A 19,882-nucleotide genomic window follows, 5' to 3' on the forward strand; every position below is an offset into this window, starting at 1 on the left:
TCACGACCCCTGCGGGCCGAGGGTGGTCAGGTCGGCCGCGCCGCCCTCGGTCGGGGTGGTGAACGGGGACGCCGAGTCGGCCGGCGGCGTCGTGGTCGTGGTGGCGGGCGGGGTGGTGCCCGCGGGTTCCTCGGCCTGCCGGCCGTTGGCGCCGATCCGGGTGATCGCCGCGCGGGCCCGCTCCACGCTGCCGTAGATCATCGCGCCGCCCCGGACCTCCTCCTGCGTGGACTCCTGCAGGTCGGCGACCTCCAGGTCGGAGACCTCGTAGACGTGGGAGAGGCCGGGGACGTCGACGCCGCGGTAGATGACGACGTACCCGTCGCTGTCGCCGGTGCCCTCGCCGACGTAGTACTTCTGCTGGCTCCACCAGTACGCCGTGCCCAGGGCGATCCACACGATGCCGAGCACGATCGCGGCACCCAGCAGGCGCCGCGCCCAGGCGAACCGCGGCGGCGGCTGGGGCGCGTAGCGCAGCGCCTCGGGGTCGACGATCGGGTCCTCGGGGATCGCGTAGCCGACGCCCTCGGGGATCTCGGCGGTCACCGGCTCGAGCTCGCCGGTGTCGCCGGAGCGGTGGCCGCGGAACAGGCCGCGCGCCCGGCGCCGGCTCATGTCGGCGGCGGCACCGACGACCATCGGGTCGGCCGGCGGGTGCTCGGAGGGGTCGACCACGTCGGCGACCACGCAGGTCACGTTGTCGGAGCTGCCGGCGTCCAGGCTCGCGCGCACCAGCTCGATCGAGGAGAACTCGGGCGTCCCCTCGGACAGCAGCTCGGTGAGCCGGTCGTCCTCGAGCACGCCGCACGCGCCGTCGCTGCACAGGAACAGCCGGTCGCCCGGCACCAGCTCGAGCGCGAACAGGTCCGGCTCCACGTCGTGGAGGCCGTCGAGCGCCTTGAGGATCAGGTTGCGGTGGGGGTGGACCCGCGCCTCGGCCTCGGTGATCCGGCCCTCGTCGATCAGGCTCTGCACGAAGGTGTGGTCGTTGGTCAGCTGGGACAGCTCGCCGTCGCGCAGCAGGTAGGCCCGTGAGTCGCCGATGTGGCCGACCGCCAGCCGCTGACCGTCGAACAGCGCGACCGTAGCGGTGGTGCTGGTGCCGTTGAGGGCCGGGTCCTGGTCGACCTGGGCGCCGATCGAGACGTGCGCCTCGTGCAGGCCGTCGTTGACCCGGTCGATCACGTCGACCGAGCCGGGCGACTCGTCGAGCTGGCGCAGCTCGCTGATCGCCGTACCGGAGGCGATGTCGCCACGCGCCGCGCCGCCCACGCCGTCACACACGGCCAGCAGCCACGGGCCGGAGTAGCCGGAGTCCTGGTTGTCCTTGCGCACGCGGCCGACGTCGGAGACGGCGTACCCGTCGAGCTGGAGCAGCGGGCGCGTCACGGGGAGGGGTACGTCGACCGTGTCGGGCTGGGGGTCGTGCGGCACCTCGTTGCCGGGCTCGGTCATCTACTTCCTCAGCTCCACGATGGTCTTCCCGACCCGGATCTGCGAGCCCAGACCGACCGGGACCGGTTGGGTGAGCCGCTGGCTGCCGAGGTAGGTGCCGTTGGTGGAGCCGAGGTCCTCGACGTACCACTGGCCGCCGGACTCGACGATCCGTGCGTGCCGGGTGGAGACGTAGTCGTCGTCGAGGCGGATCGCCGCGTCGTTGCCGCGTCCGATCAGCACCGGCGCCTGCGAGAGGTCGGCGACGATGCCGGTGTTGACGCCCTGCACGACCTCGACCTTGGTCGGCTGGCCGCGGCGCGGGCTGGCCGGCTTGGGGGCGCGCGGCTGCTTGCCGGGTGCGGCCGGCGCCGGCACCCGGGCACCGAACATGTCGGAGCGGATCACCGAGATCGCGGAGAGCACGAAGATCCACAAGATCGCGAGGTAGGCGATCCGGACGAGGAACAGGGTCAGCTCAGACACCGTCCACCACCTGACTTGTCTCCTGGAGCAGTCGGAGGACCAGGGACGTGTGGCCGATCTGGACCCGCGAGCCGTCGCGCAGGGCCGCACGCGCGACCTTCTGCCCGTCGACGCGGATGCCGTTGGTCGATCCCATGTCGTGCACCTCGACGTGGACGGGGGCTGCGGTCGTCGTACCGGGCTGGGGCGTGGGGGTCGTGATCAGGAACTCGGCGTGTCGCCGGCTGATGCCCGGGTCGTTGATCCTCAGGTCGGCCTCGCTGCCGCGGCCCACGACCAGTCCGGGCGCCCGCAGCGGGTGCTGCGTGCCGTTGACCTCGAGCACCGCCCGGGTGCGCTGGCTGCTGGGTCGCCGGTTCTGGTCGGTGACCTCGGCCTCGGCCTGGCTGCGCACGCGGAACCGTCCGGTCCCGAGGTCGTCGGCGGACTCGAACACGATCCGGATCGGGCCCGGGAAGACGTAGGACTGCAGCTCGGCGTGCTCGGTCAGCTGGGTCGTCAGCTCGCTCGCCAGCGCGGAGTCGTACGGCGCCAGCCGCTCAAGGTCGCCGTCGGACAGCTCCACCACGAAGCTGTTGGGCACCAGCCGCCGCTGCCGCGACAGCACCTGCGCCTTGTTGTCGAGCTCGCGCTGGAGTGCCGCCGCCACCTCGACCGGCTGCACCGCACTGCGGAAGGTGCGCGCGAACACGCCGGAGATCGCCTGCTCGAGCCGCTGCTCGAACCGCTGCAGTCCACCCACGTCGCCCACCCTCCTTCCGCACGCCTCGCTCGCCGAGCCCCCTGCCCGGCCGTTCATGATCGTATCGGTGGCGCCTCGCCCAGCCCGGGACCTTGGCTCCCGCACCCCCCGTTTTGGGCGTGGGGTGATGGCTGGGATAACCTTGCCCGGCTGTTGCATGACAGTGACGCGCGAGTGGCGGAATAGGCAGACGCGCACGGTTCAGGTCCGTGTGTCCGAAAGGACGTGGGGGTTCAACTCCCCCCTCGCGCACGTGAGAGGGCCCCGGTCGGGAGACCGGGGCCTTCGTGCTTCTCGGGGCGGTCGCGAGGTGCGCTACTGGAGCCGCGGGTCGAGCAGCAGGTCGATCATCCGTCGGTCCAGCTCCGGGCCGATGCCCGCGCCGTGCTTCGGGACGATCCGGTACATCCCCGCGGTCACGGTGTGCCGCGGGCCGACGTACACGAACCGCCGGCTGACGGCCCGCGAGTGCCGCGGGCAGCAGTCCGCCCACTCCGCCTCGTCCCAGGAGCCGACGAACACCGTGGTCGGGTCGTCCGCCCCGAACACGTGGCGCTCGACGCAGAGGACCAGCCAGGTGCGTCCGCAGACGGGGTCGCCCCCCGCGAGCCACACCGTCATCCCGAACGCGTAGGGCCCGAGCATCCCCTCGGCGTACGCGACGCCCGGGTGGTCCCTCAGCAGCGGCGCTCCGGGGTCGGCCCGCCAGCGGGGGAAGTGGTCGGAGACGACCGTCCTCGCGACCCGGCTCGAGGGCACCGCCCGGGCTGCGTCCGGCAGGGTGAGCCGTGGGTCCGCGGCCGCGGCCGCCATGGCCGCGGGAGCGAGCGGGTTGCGGTCCGCCGTACCCCTCCCGGTCATCACCAGGTATCCGATCAGCCCGTCGCGGCGCTCCACCGCGAGGGCCACCGCGTAGTCGCCGCAGGTCGCGTACGCCGCGGCCGGGCCGTCGAACGCACCGCACAGGCGCTGGTACCGGGAGATGCGGGCACGTTCACCGTGTGGTCCCGCGAGCCTCCTCGTGTGGCACGACGTCGTCCCGTTGACGGGCGGCGGGGGGCGCAGGTAGCGGCAGCCGTGCTCGAACGGGCCGCGATCGGTCAACAGGTCGACGCTGCCGTCGTGGGTGTACGAGTAGGGCGTGCCGCCGGCGGGCCAGGTGAACGCGACACCGGGGCCGCGGTCCAGGGGCGCGAGCCGACCGCCGTCGGGGTCGAGGTGCTCTGCGACCAGGGGGAGCCATCCGGCCTGGACCGCCGTCAGGGGGTTCGGGACCTCCCAGCCGGAGCCCTTGCGGGCGGCGACGGGCGTGTCGACCCAGGTCCGGGGCGACTGCGTCGGCGGCGCCGACGGCGGTGCGGCCGACGCAGGTGATGACGCCCCGACCGGCCCCTGCGTGTGCTCCCGGCCGCTCGTCGTGACCAGCACGCCTGTCACGGCCAGGGCCGCGGCCGCTGCGGCGCCCAGCGCCATCGTTCGCCGGCCCATCGACACGACCGATCACCTCCTCACGGGGACGAGCCGCAGGCGGCCGTCGAGGTTCCACGACCAGCAGGTCGCGGCCATCAGCGCTCCTTCGCGGGCCAGATCAGCCAGCCGCCGTCATCCGGGTGCTCGGCGAGCCGTCGGCCGTTGCTGGCGGAGATCTCCACGACCGGCCCTGTGTTCCTGGAGGCCTGGTGCGCAGTCCGCACGGCGATCCGGGTCCCGTCCGGCGACCAGGCGACGTTGCCGGCCCAGTCGAAGTGGCGGTGGGAGTGGTACAGGTCCTGGACGACGACCGGGCCTGCCACGCCGCCGGGGTGCAGGTGGAGCAGGACGACGTCGCTGCTGTGCGTGCCGCGGTAGACGTCGAGCAGGACCGTCTGCCCGTCGGGTGACCACCCCCAGCCGCTCGCGGTGAAGATCGATCCCCTTCCGTCGAAGTCCGCAGCGTCGTGTCGGTGCGGTTGGCTCTTGTCCAGCGCGGCGCAATCGACCAGGAGCGAGTAGGCGAGCCGGGCGTCACGACCGTCCCGGTCGACCAGCCACAGCTGCGAGACGGCGTCGCACCCGGGCTCGAGATCGCGCCTGGTCACGACCGCGAGCCGGCTGCCGTCCGCCGACCACCGCAGGCCAGACACCTGCGCCCCGCCGGTGCTCGTCGCGCCGAGGTCGAGGGTCCGGTGCAGCGTGCCGTCGTACCCGATCACCTGCGCCGTGCTGTCGCCGGCAGCAATGGTGATCTCGCCCGCTTCCGGCCCGAGGGTGGCTCGAGGCTTGCCCGTCGCGGGGCAGGGCACGACCTCGCCACAGGTGAGCGTCGCGACAGGACCGGCCCGGCCCACGACGGCGAGACCTTCCGCTGGGCTCGAGGGGTCGTCGCCGCCGAAGCGGATGACAGAGAGCCCGGTCGCCGAGACGGCGTCGAAGGAGAGCCAGTCGTAGCCGACCTCATCGCCCCCGAGGTAGTGCTCGGCGCTGGTGACCCGACCGTTGAGCGGCAAGGGATCGATCGCGGTGTGCTCCTCGCTCGGCGTCGGTCCGACCGGCTGCGGTGAGCCGTTCCCGTCGCGGGAGATCGCGAGCACGCCGGCCACGACGGCGAGGACGGCGGCCGCGGCGGCGAGGCCGGCGACGATGGTGTGGCGGTGGCGCCGGTCCCGCGCGGCTTGCTCGATGGCGCGGTCGATGTCGCCGTACACGGGGACGGCGGGGGTGATCTCGTCGAAGGTGTCGCGCAGCCTGCTCATGACTCCGCTCCCTCGAACTCGGCCACCACGTCCGGAACCAGCTCGCGCAGCCGCTGCAGTGCGACCCGGGTCTGCGACTTCACCGTGTTCGGGCTGATGCCGAGCGCGGCGGCGGCCTGGGCCTCGGTGAGGTCCTCGTAGAACCGCAGCACCAGGAGGGCGCGCTGCTTGGGCGTGAGCCGGGCCAGCGCGGCTGCGAAGGTCAGCCGGTCGCCGGCCGCGCCGGCCTCATCGCCGACCGGCGTCTCAGGGGGTGACGCCCAGGGCAGCTCGAGGAGCCGCCGTCGTCTCCAGCCGTCGACGAACCGGCTGTAGAGGATCCTGCGGACGTAGGCCTCCGGATCCACGGTGCCGGACTTCTGCCAGCGCCGGACCAGCACCACGTAGGTGTCCTGGACCAGGTCCTCGGCCGCCTGGTGGTCACCCGTGAGCAGGTAGGCCGCCCGGGAGAGCGCGGCCCCGCGCGCCGAGACGAACTCCCTGAGCTCGACCTCCCGGTCCATGGGACCACTCTCCTCGTCCGGATTCCCCTGTCATCCCTTGAACGAGGGAACGGCTCCCCGCGGGTGGGGACGGACCGGGCGTGGGTCGACGCGTCGCCGCGGTCAGGGACGCTGGGTGAGCCAGCCGGGCAGGTCGCCGACCGGGCGGTCGCCGGCGATCGTGGCGAGCGCGTCGACCAGGGCGTCGTACCGGGTCGGGCCGAGCTGGTGGCGCCAGCGCTCCGCAACGCGCTCGAACCCGGCCTCGCTGGCGACCAGGAGGTCCTCGGCGCGGGGCGTGCGGCGCAGCCGCACGGCCCGCCGGTCGCCGGGGACCGGCTCCCGGGTGAGGTAGCCGGCCTTCTCCAGCCCGGCGGCCGTCTTCGCTGCGGCCTGCTTCGTGACGCCGAGGCGCTGGCCCAGCTCGTTGATCGTGCAGCCGTCGGGGCCGATCGCCTGGAGGGCGAAGCCGTGCAGCGGTCGGGCCTCGGGGTGACCCTGCTCGGCGAGCTCGAGGTGGAGGGCGTCGACGCCGTCGCGGAAGGCACCGGCGAGCAGCAGGACCACGCGCCACGCGGGCTCGCCCACGACTCCACCTCCTGCTCCAGACCTGATCGACAACCTGGTTGACGGTAGCGCACCTGAAGCCTACCGTGATGGACAACCACATTGTCTATCTCTGAGGAGCACCATGTCCGCTCTCAAGACCGCCCGCGCCGACGCGCGGGTCACCACCACGCCGAACGCGACGATGACCACGCTCGCCTCGCCGACCCAGGGTGGCTCTGGCGCGCTGAGCATGTGGCGCGTCGACATGGCGGCCGGCCAGTCGGGGCCCGAGCACGTCTTCGACGTCGAGCAGGCCTGGCACCTGCTGGACGGGGCGGCCGCGGTCGTCGTCGACGGGCGGACGATCGAGCTGAGTGCCGGCGACACCGTCGTCGTCCCCGCCGGCAGTCCTCGGCAGGTCAGTACGACGGCCGGTGCCGCCTTCGTCGTCGCCGGGCCGGCCGGCGGGCTGGCCACCCCGCTCGGTGGTGGGACGCCCGAGCCGGTCGCGCCCGCCTGGATCCAGTGACCCCCGTGAGCGGCGTCACCGGCCAAGTAGTTGAAACGGCAACCTATTTGGGAGATGGTTGACCCATCAACCAAAGTCCTACTGCTTCAGGAGCCAGCACCATGAGCGAGTCCACCGCCCTCACCGACATCACCGGCGACTACACCCTCGACGTCGCGCACAGCCGCCTCGGCTTCGTGGCCCGGCACGCGGTGGTCACCAAGGTCCGCGGCCAGTTCACCGACTGGAACGCGACCGCCCACATCGACACCGCCAACCCCGCCGCGTCCTCGGTCACCGTGACCATCAACCCGGCCAGCGTCTCGACCGGGTCCGCGGACCGTGACGGCCACCTGACCTCGCCGGACTTCTTCGACACCGCCGCGTTCCCGGAGTGGACGTTCGTCTCCACGAACGTCTCGCGTGAGGGTGACGAGTGGACCATCACCGGCGACCTGACGATCAAGGACGTCACCAAGCCGGTCACCATCGAGTTCGAGGAGAACGGCTCGGCGAAGGACCCGTTCGGCAACGTCCGCGTCGGGTTCGAGGGTGAGGTGACCGTCAACCGCAAGGACTGGGGCCTGACCTGGAACGCCGCGCTCGAGACCGGCGGCGTGCTCGTGTCGGAGAAGATCAAGCTCGAGTTCGACATCTCCGCCATCAAGAACGCCTGACCCACGAGGTCATCGACGGCCCGTCGCGCGCAACGCGCGGCGGGCCGTTGTCGTCGTACGCCGAGATCCCGGCTCCCGGGCCTGTCGCGCCGCTGCGAGCAGTGCCAGTCTCGAAGGTGCGTCCCGCGACCCGCGCCCGACGCACCTACGTGAGGAGCCCCTCCATGAGCACGTACCAGGTCGGATACTTCGTCGGCAGCCTCTCCTCGACCTCGATCAACCGGATCCTCAGCCGGGCCCTGATCAACCTGGCGCCGCCGGACCTCGCGTTCACCGAGATCCCGATCGGCAACCTGCCGCTCTACAGCCCGGACTTCGACGCCGACTACCCGCCCGAGGCGCGGGCTCTCAAGGACGCCATCGCCGCGTCGGACGCCGTCTTGTTCATCACCCCGGAGTACAACCGGTCGATCCCCGGCGCGCTGAAGAACGCGATCGACTGGGCCTCGCGGCCGTGGGGCCAGAACTCCTTCGACCACGTGCCGGCCGGCGTGATCGGCGCCTCGATCGGCCAGATCGGGACGGCTGTCGCGCAGCAGAGCCTGCGCGGCGTGCTCAGCTTCTGCAACGCGCGCCAGATGACCGCACCCGAGGCCTACATCTACTTCAACCCCGACGTGTACGTCGACGGGCAGGTCACCGACGAGGCGACGGCGGACTTCCTGCGCGGCTACCTCACGGAGTTCCGTGACCACGTCGAGCGCGTGCTGACCGTGCTGCCCCGCAACACCTAGGAACCGATGACAGGCGCCGATGACAGGCACCGATGCTAGGCATCGACCGCTGCGGCCACGGGGCGCAGCTGGACGACGCCGAGGAGGTCAGCCGGCTGCTCGCGGAGCACGGCAGGCCGGACCGGCGCCGGTCGTGGCGCCGCGTTGAAGCCGATCACCCCGGCGACGACGAGCACCAGCGCCACGGCCAGGCCGGTCCCGATCGCCTCACCGAGCAGGGGTACGGCGGCCACGGCGGTCACGACCGGGCTGAGCGCGCCGCCCACGGCGGCGACACCGCCGCCGAGCGCACGGACGGCGTGGGTGTAGCAGAGCGTGGAGAGCAGGCCGGTGCCGATGCCCTGGAGGACGACGAACGACAGCAGGTCGGTGGGGCGCACCGACCCGGCGAGGAGGTGGGAGGGCGCCAGGCCGCTCCCCACCAGCGCGAGTGCGGCCAGTGTCGAGCCGGCGCACACGGCGACGACGATCTCGAGCGGCCTCAACGAGGTGCGCTGCAGGCCCAGCGTGTAGACCGCCCAGACCGCACCTGCCACCAGCAGGACGGTGATCCCGCTCGGTCCCGCGCCGTCGCCGATCATCGTCGCGCTCGCGACGACGCCGGCCACGATCGCGCCGAGCGAGGCCCAGGCCCGCGGTGACACCCGGCGCTGCCCGAGCAGGAGCAGGGTGACGAACAGTGGAACCGTGCCCGGGACGAGCAGGCCGGTGAGGCCGGCGCTGGTCAGTTGCGCACCGAGCGCGAACAGCAGGTAGTGCGGCAGGCCGCCGGCCAGCAGCAGCGCGACGGTCGCGCAGCGCTCGCGGGCGAGCGCCCGCACGGTGCGGGGGAGGAGCGGCGCCAGCACCAGCAGCGGTACGGCGAAGCGCACCAACGCGGCGTCCTGCTCGGTCAGGGAGGAGCCGCCGATCGCCCGCGAGGACAGGGCGAAGGACGCCCACAGCAGCACGGTCGCCGCCAGCGCGACGTACCCCGACCTCCTCCTACCGCTCTCGTCCACGGCGGCAAGATTAGGGAAATCGACGCGGCATACGATTGCGGAAAATGCCCAACAGTGGCCGATCTGTAGCAGGATCTGCCACATGACGGCCCTCGACGCGATCGACCAGCACATCCTGCTCGAGCTGCAGCTCGACGGCCGTCTCACCAACCAGGAGCTCGCCGACCGGGTCGGGCTCTCGCCGTCGCCGTGCCTGCGCCGGGTGCGGGCGCTGGAGCAGGCCGGGGTGATCACCGGCTACCGCGCCGTCGTCGCGCCGGAGACCGTCGGCCTGGCGATCACCGCCTTCGTCCGGCTGACCCTGTCGTCGCACGCCTCCGAGGTCGTCGACGCGGTCGAGCGCGAACTGCGGGACGTCCCGGAGATCACCGAGGCCTACCTGCTCGCCGGCGACGCCGACTACCTCGTCAAGGTCGTGGTCGCGTCGTTCCCTGCCTACGAGGCGTTCCTCCGCGACCGGCTCCGGGGGATCCCGTCGCTCGCCTCGATCGAGACCACCTTCGCCTTCGGCACGACGAAGGACGTCTCGCCGCTCGCGATCAGCTGAGCGGCAGCCGGTCGGGCCCGGTCGCGAACGCGGCAGCGAAGTCGAGCACGGCGGCGGTCCGGAAGCAGTTGTCGACGAGCGGGGCCTGGCGCCGGTCCTCCGAGGCGATCATGGACACCACCGAGTAGGCGTCCTTGTCGGTCAGCGCGAGATAGCGGATCCCCGGCAGGTGGAGCGCCCGGAGCGAGTCGGGGACGATCGCGACGCCCTGCTGCGCGGCGACCAGACCGAGGATGGTCGGGAACTGGACGGCCTCCTGGGCCACCTCGAGCTCGACCCCGGCGCGCCGGCACAGGGCGGCGATGTGGTCGTAGAGCCGCGAGACCTGTCGCCGGGGGAAGACCACGAAACGCTCGCCGGCGAGGTCGGCGATCCGGATCCGGCCCTGCTCGGACAGCCGGTGGTTGACCGGGACGGCGGCGACGAGCGGCTCCTTGGCGAGCGGCTGGCTCACGAAGCCCTCCAGCGGCGCCATCTCCCGGGCGACGCCGATGTCGATGCGGCCCTCGCGGATGTCCTCGATCTGGCGATCGGTGGTGCCCTCCTCGAGGGTGAGGTGCAGTCGCGGCCAGCGCTCCTGGAGTGCCAGGACCAGGGTGGGCAGCACCTGCAGGGCCGCCGAGCTCACGAAGCCCAGGCGCAGCAGGCCGGTCTCGCCGTCGGCGGCGTGCCGGACGGCGGCCAGCGTGTAGTCGACGTCCGCGAGCACCCGCCGCGCCTCGGCCAGGAGCACCCTGCCGGTGTCGGTGAGCTCCACGGACCGGGTGGTGCGGTGGAAGAGGGTCGTCTTCAGCTCGTGCTCCAGCCGGCGGATCTGCTGGCTCAGTGCCGGCTGCGCGATGTGGAGACGTTCGGCGGCACGGTTGAAGTGCATGTCCTCGGCCACGGCGACGAAGTAGCGAAGCTGACGGAGTTCCACGGGATTAAGAATGATTCATTACCAATGTAGTGGCAATAGATACTTCCGATCGATCCCCCACGCTCCTACCGTCGGAGGTCAGGACACACCGGCCGAGCACGAGGAGCACCGATGGCATCGCCCACCCCACTGACCCTCCGTCACCTCATCGACGGAGCCTGGATCGAGGGAGACGGCCCCAGCGCGGCCAGCACCGATCCGGCGAGCGGCGGCGTCGTCGCGACCTACCGCGAGGCGGGGGTGGACCTGGTGGCCAAGGCCGTCGCGGCCGCCGGCCACGCCACCTCCGACTGGGACCGTCGCGGCGTCCTCGCCCGCGGCCAGGTCCTGCGTCGCGCCGCCCTGCTCCTGGCCGAGCGCGCCGAGGACGTCGCCGTGCTGATGACCCGCGAGCAGGGCAAGACCCTCGCCGAGTCGCGCGGCGAGGTGGGCGCCACGATCGAGACGCTGCACTACCACGCGGAGTCCGCACGCCGTCCCGACGGAGCGACGTACCCCTCCTCGCACCCGGACGAGGTCGTGCGCACCGTGCGACGGCCGGTGGGGCCGGTCGCGGTCATCACGCCGTGGAACTTCCCGTTGCAGATCCCGGCCTGGAAGATCGCGCCGGCGCTGGTGCACGGCAACCCCGTGGTCTGGAAGCCCGCGAGCGACACCCCGGCCGTCGCCGTTGTGTTCGCCGAGGTCCTCGCCGAGGCCGGTGTGCCCGCGGGTGTGCTCAACCTGGTGCTCGGCCCCGGCGCGATCGGCGCGGTGCTCGTCGACAGTCCCGAGATCGCCGCCGTCACCTTCACCGGCTCGGTGCCCGTCGGCCACGCCATCCGCGACCGGGTGGTGCCGCGGGGCGCGAAGCTGCAGATGGAGCTGGGCGGTCACAACGCCGCGATCGTCCTCCCTGACGCCGACATCGCCTCGGCGGCCGACGCGATCGTCTCCGCGTCGATGGCGAGCACCGGCCAGAAGTGCACGGCGACCCGGCGCGTGATCGCCGTGGGAGACGTGTACGACGACCTGCGGGCCGCGCTCGTCGAGCGGGTCGCGGCGCTCCGGGTCGGCCCGGGCCTCGACCCCGGGAGCCAGATCGGCCCGCTGGTCTCCGAGCGGGCGCGCAGCGAGGTCGCCGCGGCCGTCGAGCAGGCGATCACCGAGGGAGCCGAGGTCGCCGCCCGCGCGGCGGAGCCGGACTCGACCGGGCACTACCTCGCGCCCACCCTGCTCGTGGGACGACCCGCGCTGACGATCTGTCGTGAGGAGGTCTTCGGGCCGGTCACCACGCTGCTGCGCGCCGAGGACCTCGACGCGGCCATCGCGCTGGCCAACGGCACGGCGTTCGGCCTGACCGCCTCGGTGTTCACCCGCGACGAGCGGGCCGCGCGTCGCTGCGTCGACGAGCTCGTCGCCGGCCTGGTCAAGGTGAACGCCCCCTCGACCGGATCCGAGATCCACGCACCCTTCGGGGGTCTGCGCGACTCGTCGTACCACGCACCGCGCGAGCAGAGCAGCGACGCCGCGGCCGAGTTCTTCACCATCACCAAGACCGCCTACCTGAGGCTGGCACCCGACGCGGTGGGGGGACGGTCGTGAGCACCCCCACCCTGGCGATGCGCCCGGCGGACCGGGTGCTCGACCCGGCCGACCTCGGCGGTGCCCGGTGCACCAGGCACAGCTTCGCCCGCACGCTCCTGCGCCGGGCGGCCGAGCGCGGCTGGCGGGTCGGGACCGAGCGGTTCGACGTCGACGACCACGGCCGCGGCACGGTCGTCTACCGGGTCGAGGCGGAGGGCCACGTGTGGCGCTTCGTCGCCTTCAGCAACGAGATCCCGGAGGCCGCCCGCACGGACCGGGTCGTCGCGGAGGCCTGGGACATCACCGGTGCTCTCGTCGAGGGCGGCCTCGACGAGGCGAGGATCGAGCGTCTCCGGGCGGAGGTGCCGCGCCAGGAGGCGGGACGCGCCGACGCCGGGACGATCATCTGGACCCGCGCCAACCGCAGCGCCCGGTTCTTCGACTACGTCGTCGACCGCCTCGCCGCAGGTCGGCAGCCCGACGCCGGCGTGCTCGGATCGGCGCCGTACGTGCTGCGGTCGACCGCGTTCTACAGCAACGGCAAGTTCGGCCTCGCCGACTTCGAGCGCTTCGACGCCGAGCACCCGCTCGGCGTGCCCTACCGGGCGCACATGCTGACCGCCTGGCTGCTGCGCGAGCTCGCCTACGACCTCGTCGAGCACTGCGCGCGTCGCCGCGATCCGGACGCCGCGCGGCTGACCGGCGCCTGGCGCCGCCACCTCGGACTCGGCAACGCGACGGGCCTCGGCATGGTGCCCTACGTCGTCAACCACCCCGCGGTGCTCGACGCCTGGGTGCAGCTGCGGGAGCGAGCGCTCGCGAGCGTCCTCGCCCGTGAGGTGCCGGCAGGCCACCCGGACGTGGCGCGCGTCGTGGCCCTGCTGGGGCGAGCACGCGACCACCTCGCGGCGCAGGTCGACCTCGCCACCGCGCCGTACCCGACCGGGCCCGAGGTCGCCGCGACGATCAGCGAGGTGCTCGCCCTGGCCGAGGAGCTTGCCGCGTGCGGGACGGTGGCGGGCATCTCGGCCACCCAGCCGTGGCGTGCGTTGCACGAGGCCGCGGAGCGGCGTGGCCCGGAGTGCCGGGGCATCGTCGCGTCGGTGCTGAGCGAGCTGTGCGACCCCGCGGTCGACTCCGCCATCGAGGCGGCGCTGCGGGTCGACGAGACCAGCCGGGTCCGGCCGTCGATGTCCTGCGGCGAGGTGGCCCGGCTGCTCGACGAGCACTACGCATGGTGCGACGACCTGGGGGCCGACGCGCCCGACGCCGAGCACCACTTCTGGTTCTCCTCGGCCAACAACGAGGAGCCGCGCCGCGCGGTGAGCACCGTCGACCCGGGCGAGCCCGTGCAGCACCGGGTCGACGTCGTGCGTCAGGTGCGAGCGCTGCGCCGTGCCCTCGCCGCCCCGGACGCTGACGCCGAGCAGCCGGTCGCCGTGCTGCTCGCCCGCGCACCGTCGCTGCGCCAGGTCGTCGCACGGGTCCAGCGCGCCGCCTCGCTCACCTACCCCGAGGTGCACGACAACCTGCTGGCGCGCGACTTCCTCCCCCTCAACGTCCAGCGGTTCCAGCTCGCCGTCTACGGCATGGAGAACTTCAGCCCGCAGTCGACCGACTGGCTGCGCGTCACGCTCTTCTCCGGAGCACCGCGCGTCGGCGAGCTCGCCGACGGAACCGTCGACGACGACTGGATCTTCGTTCCCCGACCCACCGAGAGGAGCGACGATGTCGCGCCTGCATGAGGAGTCCGTCGTCGTCGACGGGCTGCAGATCAACAACTGGTCACGTGAGGTGCTCGAGGAGCTCCGCTCCGGCGGCATCAGCGGCGTCAACGCGACCTGCGCCGTCTGGGAGGGGCCCGACGAGACCCTCCGCTCCGTGGCGGACTGGTACCGGCTGGCCCGTGAGCACGCCGACCTCGTCACCCTCGGCACCACTGCCGACGACATCCGCAAGGCGAAGGAGGAGGGGCGCGTCGCGGTCCTGCTGGGCTTCCAGAACACCAGCCCGTTCGGTGACGACTTCCGCCTGGTCGAGGTCTTCGCGCGGCTCGGCGTGCGGATCGCGCAGCTGACCTACAACATCCAGAACCTCGTGGGCGGGTCCTGCTACGAGCCCGAGGACTCGGGCCTGACCCGCTTCGGGCGCACGATCGTCGCGGAGATGAACCGGGTCGGCATGCTCGTCGACCTCTCCCACGTCGGCAACCGCACCTCGCGCGACGCCATCGACGCGTCCTCGAGGCCGGTGGCGATCACGCACTCGAACCCGACCTGGTTCTACGACAGCCCACGCAACAAGCCGGACGAGGTGATCCGGGCCCTCGCGGCGCGCGGTGGCGTGATCGGATGCTGCCTCTACCCCAACGTGATCGGCGGCGAGCGCGCGACCCTCGAGGAGTTCTGCGGGATGGTCGCGCGGCTGGTCGAGCAGATCGGTGCCGAGCACGTCGCCATCGGCAGCGACTGCACCCGCAACTGGGACGACGACTTCGTCGGCTGGCTGCGCAACGGCCGCTGGCAGGCACCGAGCGACCCGGCCCCCACCTGGCCCGCGTGGCCGGGGTGGTTCGACGGGCCCGAGCACTTCCCGCGCCTGACCGAGGGGCTGGCGGCGACCGGACTCGACGAGGACGCCATCCGCGGTGTCCTCGGCGAGAACTGGCTGCGGCTCTTCGACGACGTCCTCGTGGGGGAGCCGGTGCGATGACGACGACCCTGCACGAGATGGACGACATGCGCACCAGCACCGGACCCGTGTCCCCCTCCCGGGTGCGGGTCAGCCTCCGCGAGGTCCGCGAGGTGGCCTACCGCGCGCTGGTCGCGCACGGCGCCTGCCCCGGTCGAGCGCCCGCGGCGGCGGAGCAGGTGCTCGAGGCCGAGCTGCACCACGGCGCCGGCCTGACCGGGTTGCTCGCCGACCTGGCCCGCGGCCCCTGGGACGGCGGCGGTCTCGACCTGCGGGCCGACGAGCGCGGCGGGCGGACGCTGCTCCGGGTGGACTCGCCCGACGCGGCCGCCCCGCTCCGCGTCGGCCAGCTCGTGGCCGACCTCGCCAGCGCCGCCGGGACCGTTCACGTCCCGGCACTGCGCGACGACGGCCCGCTCGCGGCAGCGGCCCTGATCGGCGCCGCCGCGGCCGGCGGTCACGCGCTCGCCCTGGTCGGGTCCCTCGCCGAGGCCTGGATCGCGACACCGGACGGTGCCCTCCTCCGGCTGGACCGGATGTCCGTGCTGGGCGACTGGGAGCCACCGCCCGACGGCTCGGTCGTGCTGGTCGTGGATCCACCGCCGGATCTCGATCCGCACCCGCGTGCGGCGCGCCGGCGTAGCGCTGCACGGGAGGGGCTCCTCGTCGACGCGGCGGCCTTCGCCCGTGCGTACGACGCCGCCCGCGCCTACCTGGTGCCCGAGCGATGAGCGGCCTCACTCGCCGGTCCCACCCTGACGGCAAGGCCCGCTCCTACTCCGCGAGCACGACCGTCAACGGCGTGGTGTGGGCCTGCGGCCAGGTCCCGACGGATCCGGACGGCGCGACGCCGGCCGCGATCGGAGACCAGGTGCGCCTGGCCCTCGACAACCTCGCGGTGGTGCTCGCCGACGCGGGCGCGTCCCTCGACACGCTGCTCAAGACCACCGTCTTCCTGGCCGATCTCGACGAGTTCGACGCCTATGACCGGGCGTGGGTCGACCGGCTCTCGCCCCATGGCCTGCCCCCGCGCACGACCGTGCAGGTGGTCCGTTTCCGGGGCGCCAAGCGGGTCGAGATCGATGCGGTGGCAGCCGTCCGAATAGATAAGTGATCGCGATCAATGAAGACCGTATTGATCCTTCACAGCGCAGCTCCAACCGGCCTAGCGTCCTCGCCAACGCCGGCCCGTTGTGAGGCCGCACACACCCGGAGGTGACCTCCATGCAGATCACGGCCAGCGCCCGCCACGGGGCGCGCAACACCCTCGACGACGCGCCGCTGAGCACGTTCCACAAGAAGCTGACGCTGTTCAGCTCGGGTGGACCGTTCCTCGACGGCTACATCCTCAGCATCATCGGCATCGCCCTGGTCCAGATCAACGAGGCCTGGGACATGGGCACGCTGTGGAACGGCCTGATCGGCGCCTCGGCGCTGATCGGCGTGTTCATCGGCGGCCTGGTCTTCGGCAACGTGACCGACCGGATCGGCCGCAAGCTGATGTACACGATCGACCTGATCGCGATCATCGTGTGCTCGGTCGCCCAGTTCTTCGTCGCCGAGGCGTGGCAGCTGTTCGCGCTGCGCCTGGTCATCGGCGTCGCGGTCGGTGCCGACTACCCCATCGCCACCGCGCTCGTCGCCGAGTTCGCTCCGTCCACCTGGCGGGCCCGCCTGCTCGGGGGCCTCAACGCGATGTGGTTCGTCGGCGCCACGGTCGCCGCCTTCGTCGGCTACTGGCTGCTGCAGTTCGAGGACGGGTGGCGCTGGATGCTGCTGTCGTCGGCGCTGCCCGCGCTCGTCATCGTCGTCGCCCGGACCACCATCCCCGAGTCACCGCGCTGGCTGGCCAGCAAGGGACGCTCGGAGGAGGCGCTCGCCGTGCTGCACGCGACCCTCGGCCCGGACGCCACGCTCGACGACCTGCCCGAGGAGCCCGCGCCGACGACCTTCGGTGCGGTCGTGAGCTCCGGCTACCTCTCGCGGGTGGTCTTCATCTCGATCTTCTGGACGGCCACCATCGTCACCCTGTTCGCGATCTACGCCTTCGGCCCCCAGATGCTCTCCCTGTTCGGGCTGGACTCGGGTGACGAGGCGAACCTCGGCTACGGCCTGATCAACCTGTTCTTCTTCGTCGGCAACGTCGTCGCGCTGCTCTTCGTCGACAGGCTGGGCCGCCGCCCTGTGCTCATCGGCGGCTTCCTGGTCTCCGGCCTGGGCCTGGTCTACCTGGCGATCAACCCGGATGCGTCGCTCGGCATGGTGGCCCTCGCGTTCGCCGTCTACGCGATCTTCAACGGTGGCCCGTCGATCCTCGAGTGGATCTACCCCAACGAGCTGTTCCCGACGGAGATCCGTGCGACCGCGGTCGGGCTGTGCACCGGGACCAGCCGGGTGGGCGCCGCGGTCGGCACCTTCGCCACGCCGTGGGCCCTGGACAACATCGGCATCTCCGGGACGATGTGGATCGCAGCCGGGATCGCCGGCGTCGGTGCGCTGGTCAGCTACCTGATGGCTCCCGAGACGGCCGGCAAGTCGCTGCACGAGGCGGCCTCGCTCAGCCGCTGAACGATCGCTCGCGGGCCGGCCGGACCCCGGCCGGCCCGCGACGCTCAGCGCAGGGGAGCGAGCACCGGCGCGGCCGGCTCCTCCGCGACCGGCCGGTGAACCGGGCGTGCCCGGCGCGGCCACGCCCGCTCGCCGAGCAGCACCAGCACCGCCGGCAGCACGACCAGCCGGATGACGGTGGCGTCGATGAGGATCGCGGCGGACAGCCCCACGCCCATCATCTTCATCTCCATCATCGACAGCGTCGCGAAGATGGCGAACACCGAGACCATCACGGCCGCGGCGCTGGTGATCACACCGGCGGTGTCCGCGATGCCGCGGTGCACGGCCTCCCGCGCCGGCAGGCCACGGTCGACGAGCTCGCGGATCCGGCTCAGCACGAACACGTGGTAGTCCATCGACAGGCCCACGAGCACGACCAGCACGAAGATCGGGATCCACTCGATCACGAAGCCGGGGCTGGTGAAGTCGAGCAGGTCCGCGCCGACGCCGTGCTGGAAGACGATCGACAGCAGCCCGAACGCGACGCCGACCGACGCCAGGTTCAGCACCGTCGAGACCAGGCCGAGCAGCACGCTGCGGAAGGCCAGGACCATCATCACCATCGTCAGCACGAGCACGAACCCCAGCAGCCACGGCATCCGCTGGTCGCGCTGCTGGTCGTGGTCGAGCGACTCCGCGGCGCCACCGCCGACCGCCCACGAGCTGTCGGGGCCGAGCCGGTCGAGCGCGGCCGGGGCCAGCGCGGACCGGAGCCGCTCGATCGCCGCGGTGGCCCGGTCGTCGGACTCCTCGTAGGGCATCGGCAGGTCGACGACCGACGTACCGCCGTCGCTGGAGGTGCGCACCTGTACGCCGTCGGTGGCGAAGCCGTCCGTGCCGGCACGATCGGCGAGCCGCTCCAGCGCCGCCCGGGCGTCGGCGGGAGCAGCGCCCGTGACGACGACCTGCGCGGCCGTCCCCTCGGCGGGGAACGCCTCGGTGATCGACCGCAGCGTCTGCACGGCGGGGATGTCGGCGGGCAGGGTCTCGAGGCTGGCCTGGTGGGTCCGCATCCCGAGGGCGGGTACGGCGAGCGCGACGATCCCGACCGAGGACACGACGAGCGCGGCGACAGGTTGCCGGACCACCGGACCGAGGATCCGGCCGCTGATCGTGCCGGTGGGGACGCGACGGGTGAGCCGCCACAGCAGCGGGAGTCGCGGGCGGTCGACCCAGCGGCCGAGCTTGACCAGCAGGGCGGGCAGCACGGTGATCGAGCCGAGGACGGCGACAGCGACGACCAGGATCGCGCCGGTGGCCAGTGAGTTGAAGGTGACGTCGGAGAGGACGAACAGGCCCGCCAGTGCGGCGATCACGGCGCCGCCGGAGACCAGGATCGCGTGGCCGGAGGTCTCGGCGGCGATGGCGACCGCGTCGAGCGTCGTGCGTCCGGCGGCCCGCTCCTGCCGCTCCCGCTTGAGGTAGAACAGCGAGTAGTCGACGCCGACGGCCATGCCGATCAGCACGATCATGCTGAGCACGGTCGACTCGGCCGGGACCAGCCACGAGATGGGCGCGCTGATGCCGATGGTCGCGGCGACACTGGTGGCGGCCAGCAGGACCGGCAGCCCGGCCGCGATGAGCGCACCGAACGCCAGCAGCATCAGCACCAGCGTGATCGGCAGGCTGATGAACTCCGCGGAGTGCAGGTCCCCGCCGACCCGGTCGTCGATCGCCTCGTCGATGCTGACGTCGCCGGCCTGCGCGACCAGGAGGTCCGGGTGCGCCGCCTGCACGGCGGCGGTGACCGCGAGCAGGGGAGCGGCGTCGACCTCGTCGGAGCTCAGCTCGACGGGGACGAGGAGGGCCGCCCCGTCCGCACTCGGTACGACGCCGCCGACACCCGCCACGCCGGGCGCCGTCCGCATCCGCTCGGCGACCTCGGCGGCCGCCGCCCGACCGTCGGCGGCGTCCAGCGTGCCGGACCGGGCCCGGACCAGGACGCTCTCGGACGGGGGCTGGTCGAGGCCGGCCCGCTCGATCGACGCCTCGGCCCGGCCTGACTCGCCGACCCGGTAGTCGGCGTCCAACACGTCGTTGGTGGAGACGGTCGCCGCGAGACCCACGGCGACGAGGACGAACGCCAGCCAGGCGCCGATCGCACGCCACGGGTGGGTGGCGCTCCAGCGGGCGGCCCGGGTGGGCAACGCACTCGGGGAGAGGGACATGACGAGCTCCTGGTGAGAGGACGACAGGGAGTGGTC

General features: G+C 72.6%; 20 protein-coding genes and 1 tRNA gene. 11 read left to right on the forward strand and 10 right to left on the reverse strand.

Annotation, left to right across the window (positions count from 1 at the left end):
• From BJ958_RS20005 to BJ958_RS20015, 3 genes are read right to left on the reverse strand one after another with little or no spacing between them, the layout of a single operon-like run.
• Positions 1-1,455 (reverse strand): PP2C family protein-serine/threonine phosphatase, encoded by a 1,455-nt coding sequence (locus tag BJ958_RS20005; RefSeq protein ID WP_218865890.1) that lies wholly within the window; start codon positions 1,453-1,455, stop codon positions 1-3.
• Positions 1,456-1,920 carry an FHA domain-containing protein FhaB/FipA gene (locus tag BJ958_RS20010; RefSeq protein ID WP_179728620.1) on the reverse strand — a complete coding sequence of 155 codons (465 nt, stop codon included), beginning with the start codon at positions 1,918-1,920 and terminating at the stop codon, positions 1,456-1,458.
• Positions 1,913-2,662, reverse strand: coding sequence for an FhaA domain-containing protein (locus BJ958_RS20015; RefSeq protein WP_179728621.1), 750 nt, complete (start codon positions 2,660-2,662; stop codon positions 1,913-1,915). The genes BJ958_RS20010 and BJ958_RS20015 overlap by 8 nt, the downstream gene beginning before the upstream one ends.
• A gap of 168 nt (positions 2,663-2,830) precedes the next feature.
• On the opposite strand from BJ958_RS20015, the gene BJ958_RS20020 reads away from it, so the two are divergent.
• Positions 2,831-2,914: transfer RNA gene (locus BJ958_RS20020), tRNA-Leu, on the forward strand.
• A 63-nt stretch (positions 2,915-2,977) separates the two neighbouring features.
• Here the strand turns inward: BJ958_RS20020 and BJ958_RS20025 are convergent.
• From BJ958_RS20025 to BJ958_RS20040, 4 genes are all read right to left on the reverse strand, one after another.
• Complete coding sequence (locus BJ958_RS20025) at positions 2,978-4,150, reverse strand: hypothetical protein (RefSeq protein WP_179728622.1); 1,173 nt, start codon at positions 4,148-4,150, stop codon at positions 2,978-2,980.
• A gap of 77 nt (positions 4,151-4,227) precedes the next feature.
• Positions 4,228-5,394 (reverse strand): TolB family protein, encoded by a 1,167-nt coding sequence (locus tag BJ958_RS20030; protein WP_179728623.1) that lies wholly within the window; start codon positions 5,392-5,394, stop codon positions 4,228-4,230.
• Positions 5,391-5,897 carry a SigE family RNA polymerase sigma factor gene (locus tag BJ958_RS20035; RefSeq protein WP_179728624.1) on the reverse strand — a complete coding sequence of 169 codons (507 nt, stop codon included), beginning with the start codon at positions 5,895-5,897 and terminating at the stop codon, positions 5,391-5,393. The genes BJ958_RS20030 and BJ958_RS20035 overlap by 4 nt, the downstream gene beginning before the upstream one ends.
• A gap of 102 nt (positions 5,898-5,999) precedes the next feature.
• Positions 6,000-6,464 (reverse strand): MarR family transcriptional regulator, encoded by a 465-nt coding sequence (locus tag BJ958_RS20040; protein ID WP_218865894.1) that lies wholly within the window; start codon positions 6,462-6,464, stop codon positions 6,000-6,002.
• A 103-nt stretch (positions 6,465-6,567) separates the two neighbouring features.
• Between BJ958_RS20040 and BJ958_RS20045 the strand changes: the two genes are divergently transcribed.
• From BJ958_RS20045 to BJ958_RS20055, 3 genes are all read left to right on the forward strand, one after another.
• Entirely contained in the window at positions 6,568-6,954 is a 387-nt protein-coding gene (locus BJ958_RS20045; protein ID WP_179728626.1) for a cupin domain-containing protein, read from the forward strand.
• Between the two features lie 101 nt (positions 6,955-7,055).
• On the forward strand, positions 7,056-7,610 hold the full coding sequence (locus BJ958_RS20050) for a YceI family protein (protein WP_179728627.1): 555 nt from the start codon (positions 7,056-7,058) through the stop codon (positions 7,608-7,610).
• Positions 7,611-7,774: 164 nt separating this feature from the next.
• Positions 7,775-8,344 carry an NADPH-dependent FMN reductase gene (locus BJ958_RS20055; protein ID WP_179728628.1) on the forward strand — a complete coding sequence of 190 codons (570 nt, stop codon included), beginning with the start codon at positions 7,775-7,777 and terminating at the stop codon, positions 8,342-8,344.
• Between the two features lie 35 nt (positions 8,345-8,379).
• Here the strand turns inward: BJ958_RS20055 and BJ958_RS20060 are convergent, their stop codons facing one another.
• A complete protein-coding gene (locus tag BJ958_RS20060; RefSeq protein WP_343052752.1) occupies positions 8,380-9,345 on the reverse strand; it encodes an EamA family transporter in 966 nt (321 codons plus the stop codon).
• An 82-nt stretch (positions 9,346-9,427) separates the two neighbouring features.
• Here BJ958_RS20060 and BJ958_RS20065 point away from each other — a divergent pair, with 82 nt between their 5' ends.
• Complete coding sequence (locus BJ958_RS20065) at positions 9,428-9,892, forward strand: Lrp/AsnC family transcriptional regulator (RefSeq protein WP_179728630.1); 465 nt, start codon at positions 9,428-9,430, stop codon at positions 9,890-9,892.
• Here BJ958_RS20065 and BJ958_RS20070 read toward each other — a convergent pair.
• Complete coding sequence (locus tag BJ958_RS20070) at positions 9,885-10,811, reverse strand: LysR substrate-binding domain-containing protein (RefSeq protein WP_179728631.1); 927 nt, start codon at positions 10,809-10,811, stop codon at positions 9,885-9,887. The genes BJ958_RS20065 and BJ958_RS20070 overlap by 8 nt on opposite strands.
• Positions 10,812-10,922: 111 nt before the next feature.
• Here BJ958_RS20070 and BJ958_RS20075 point away from each other — a divergent pair, with 111 nt between their 5' ends.
• The 6 genes from BJ958_RS20075 (at position 10,923) to BJ958_RS20100 (ending at position 17,636) form a co-directional block, all read left to right on the forward strand.
• A complete protein-coding gene (locus BJ958_RS20075; protein WP_179728632.1) occupies positions 10,923-12,395 on the forward strand; it encodes an aldehyde dehydrogenase family protein in 1,473 nt (490 codons plus the stop codon).
• Complete coding sequence (locus BJ958_RS20080; RefSeq protein ID WP_246319079.1) at positions 12,392-14,122, forward strand: hypothetical protein; 1,731 nt, start codon at positions 12,392-12,394, stop codon at positions 14,120-14,122. Before BJ958_RS20075 ends, BJ958_RS20080 begins: the two co-directional genes overlap by 4 nt.
• On the forward strand, positions 14,106-15,089 hold the full coding sequence (locus BJ958_RS20085; protein WP_179728633.1) for a dipeptidase: 984 nt from the start codon (positions 14,106-14,108) through the stop codon (positions 15,087-15,089). Before BJ958_RS20080 ends, BJ958_RS20085 begins: the two co-directional genes overlap by 17 nt.
• Positions 15,086-15,799 (forward strand): hypothetical protein, encoded by a 714-nt coding sequence (locus BJ958_RS20090; RefSeq protein WP_179728634.1) that lies wholly within the window; start codon positions 15,086-15,088, stop codon positions 15,797-15,799. Before BJ958_RS20085 ends, BJ958_RS20090 begins: the two co-directional genes overlap by 4 nt.
• Positions 15,796-16,182 carry a RidA family protein gene (locus BJ958_RS20095; RefSeq protein WP_179728635.1) on the forward strand — a complete coding sequence of 129 codons (387 nt, stop codon included), beginning with the start codon at positions 15,796-15,798 and terminating at the stop codon, positions 16,180-16,182. Before BJ958_RS20090 ends, BJ958_RS20095 begins: the two co-directional genes overlap by 4 nt.
• 110 nt (positions 16,183-16,292) lie before the next feature.
• On the forward strand, positions 16,293-17,636 hold the full coding sequence (locus tag BJ958_RS20100) for an MFS transporter (protein ID WP_179728636.1): 1,344 nt from the start codon (positions 16,293-16,295) through the stop codon (positions 17,634-17,636).
• Positions 17,637-17,680: 44 nt separating this feature from the next.
• Here the strand turns inward: BJ958_RS20100 and BJ958_RS20105 are convergent, their stop codons facing one another.
• The gene (locus BJ958_RS20105; protein WP_246319080.1) at positions 17,681-19,846 is read right to left on the reverse strand and encodes an MMPL family transporter; all 2,166 of its coding nucleotides are present in this window, start codon (positions 19,844-19,846) and stop codon (positions 17,681-17,683) included.
• Positions 19,847-19,882 lie beyond the last annotated feature (36 nt).

The organism is Nocardioides kongjuensis, assembly GCF_013409625.1.
In the GTDB taxonomy this organism is placed as follows: Bacteria; Actinomycetota; Actinomycetes; order Propionibacteriales; family Nocardioidaceae; genus Nocardioides; species Nocardioides kongjuensis.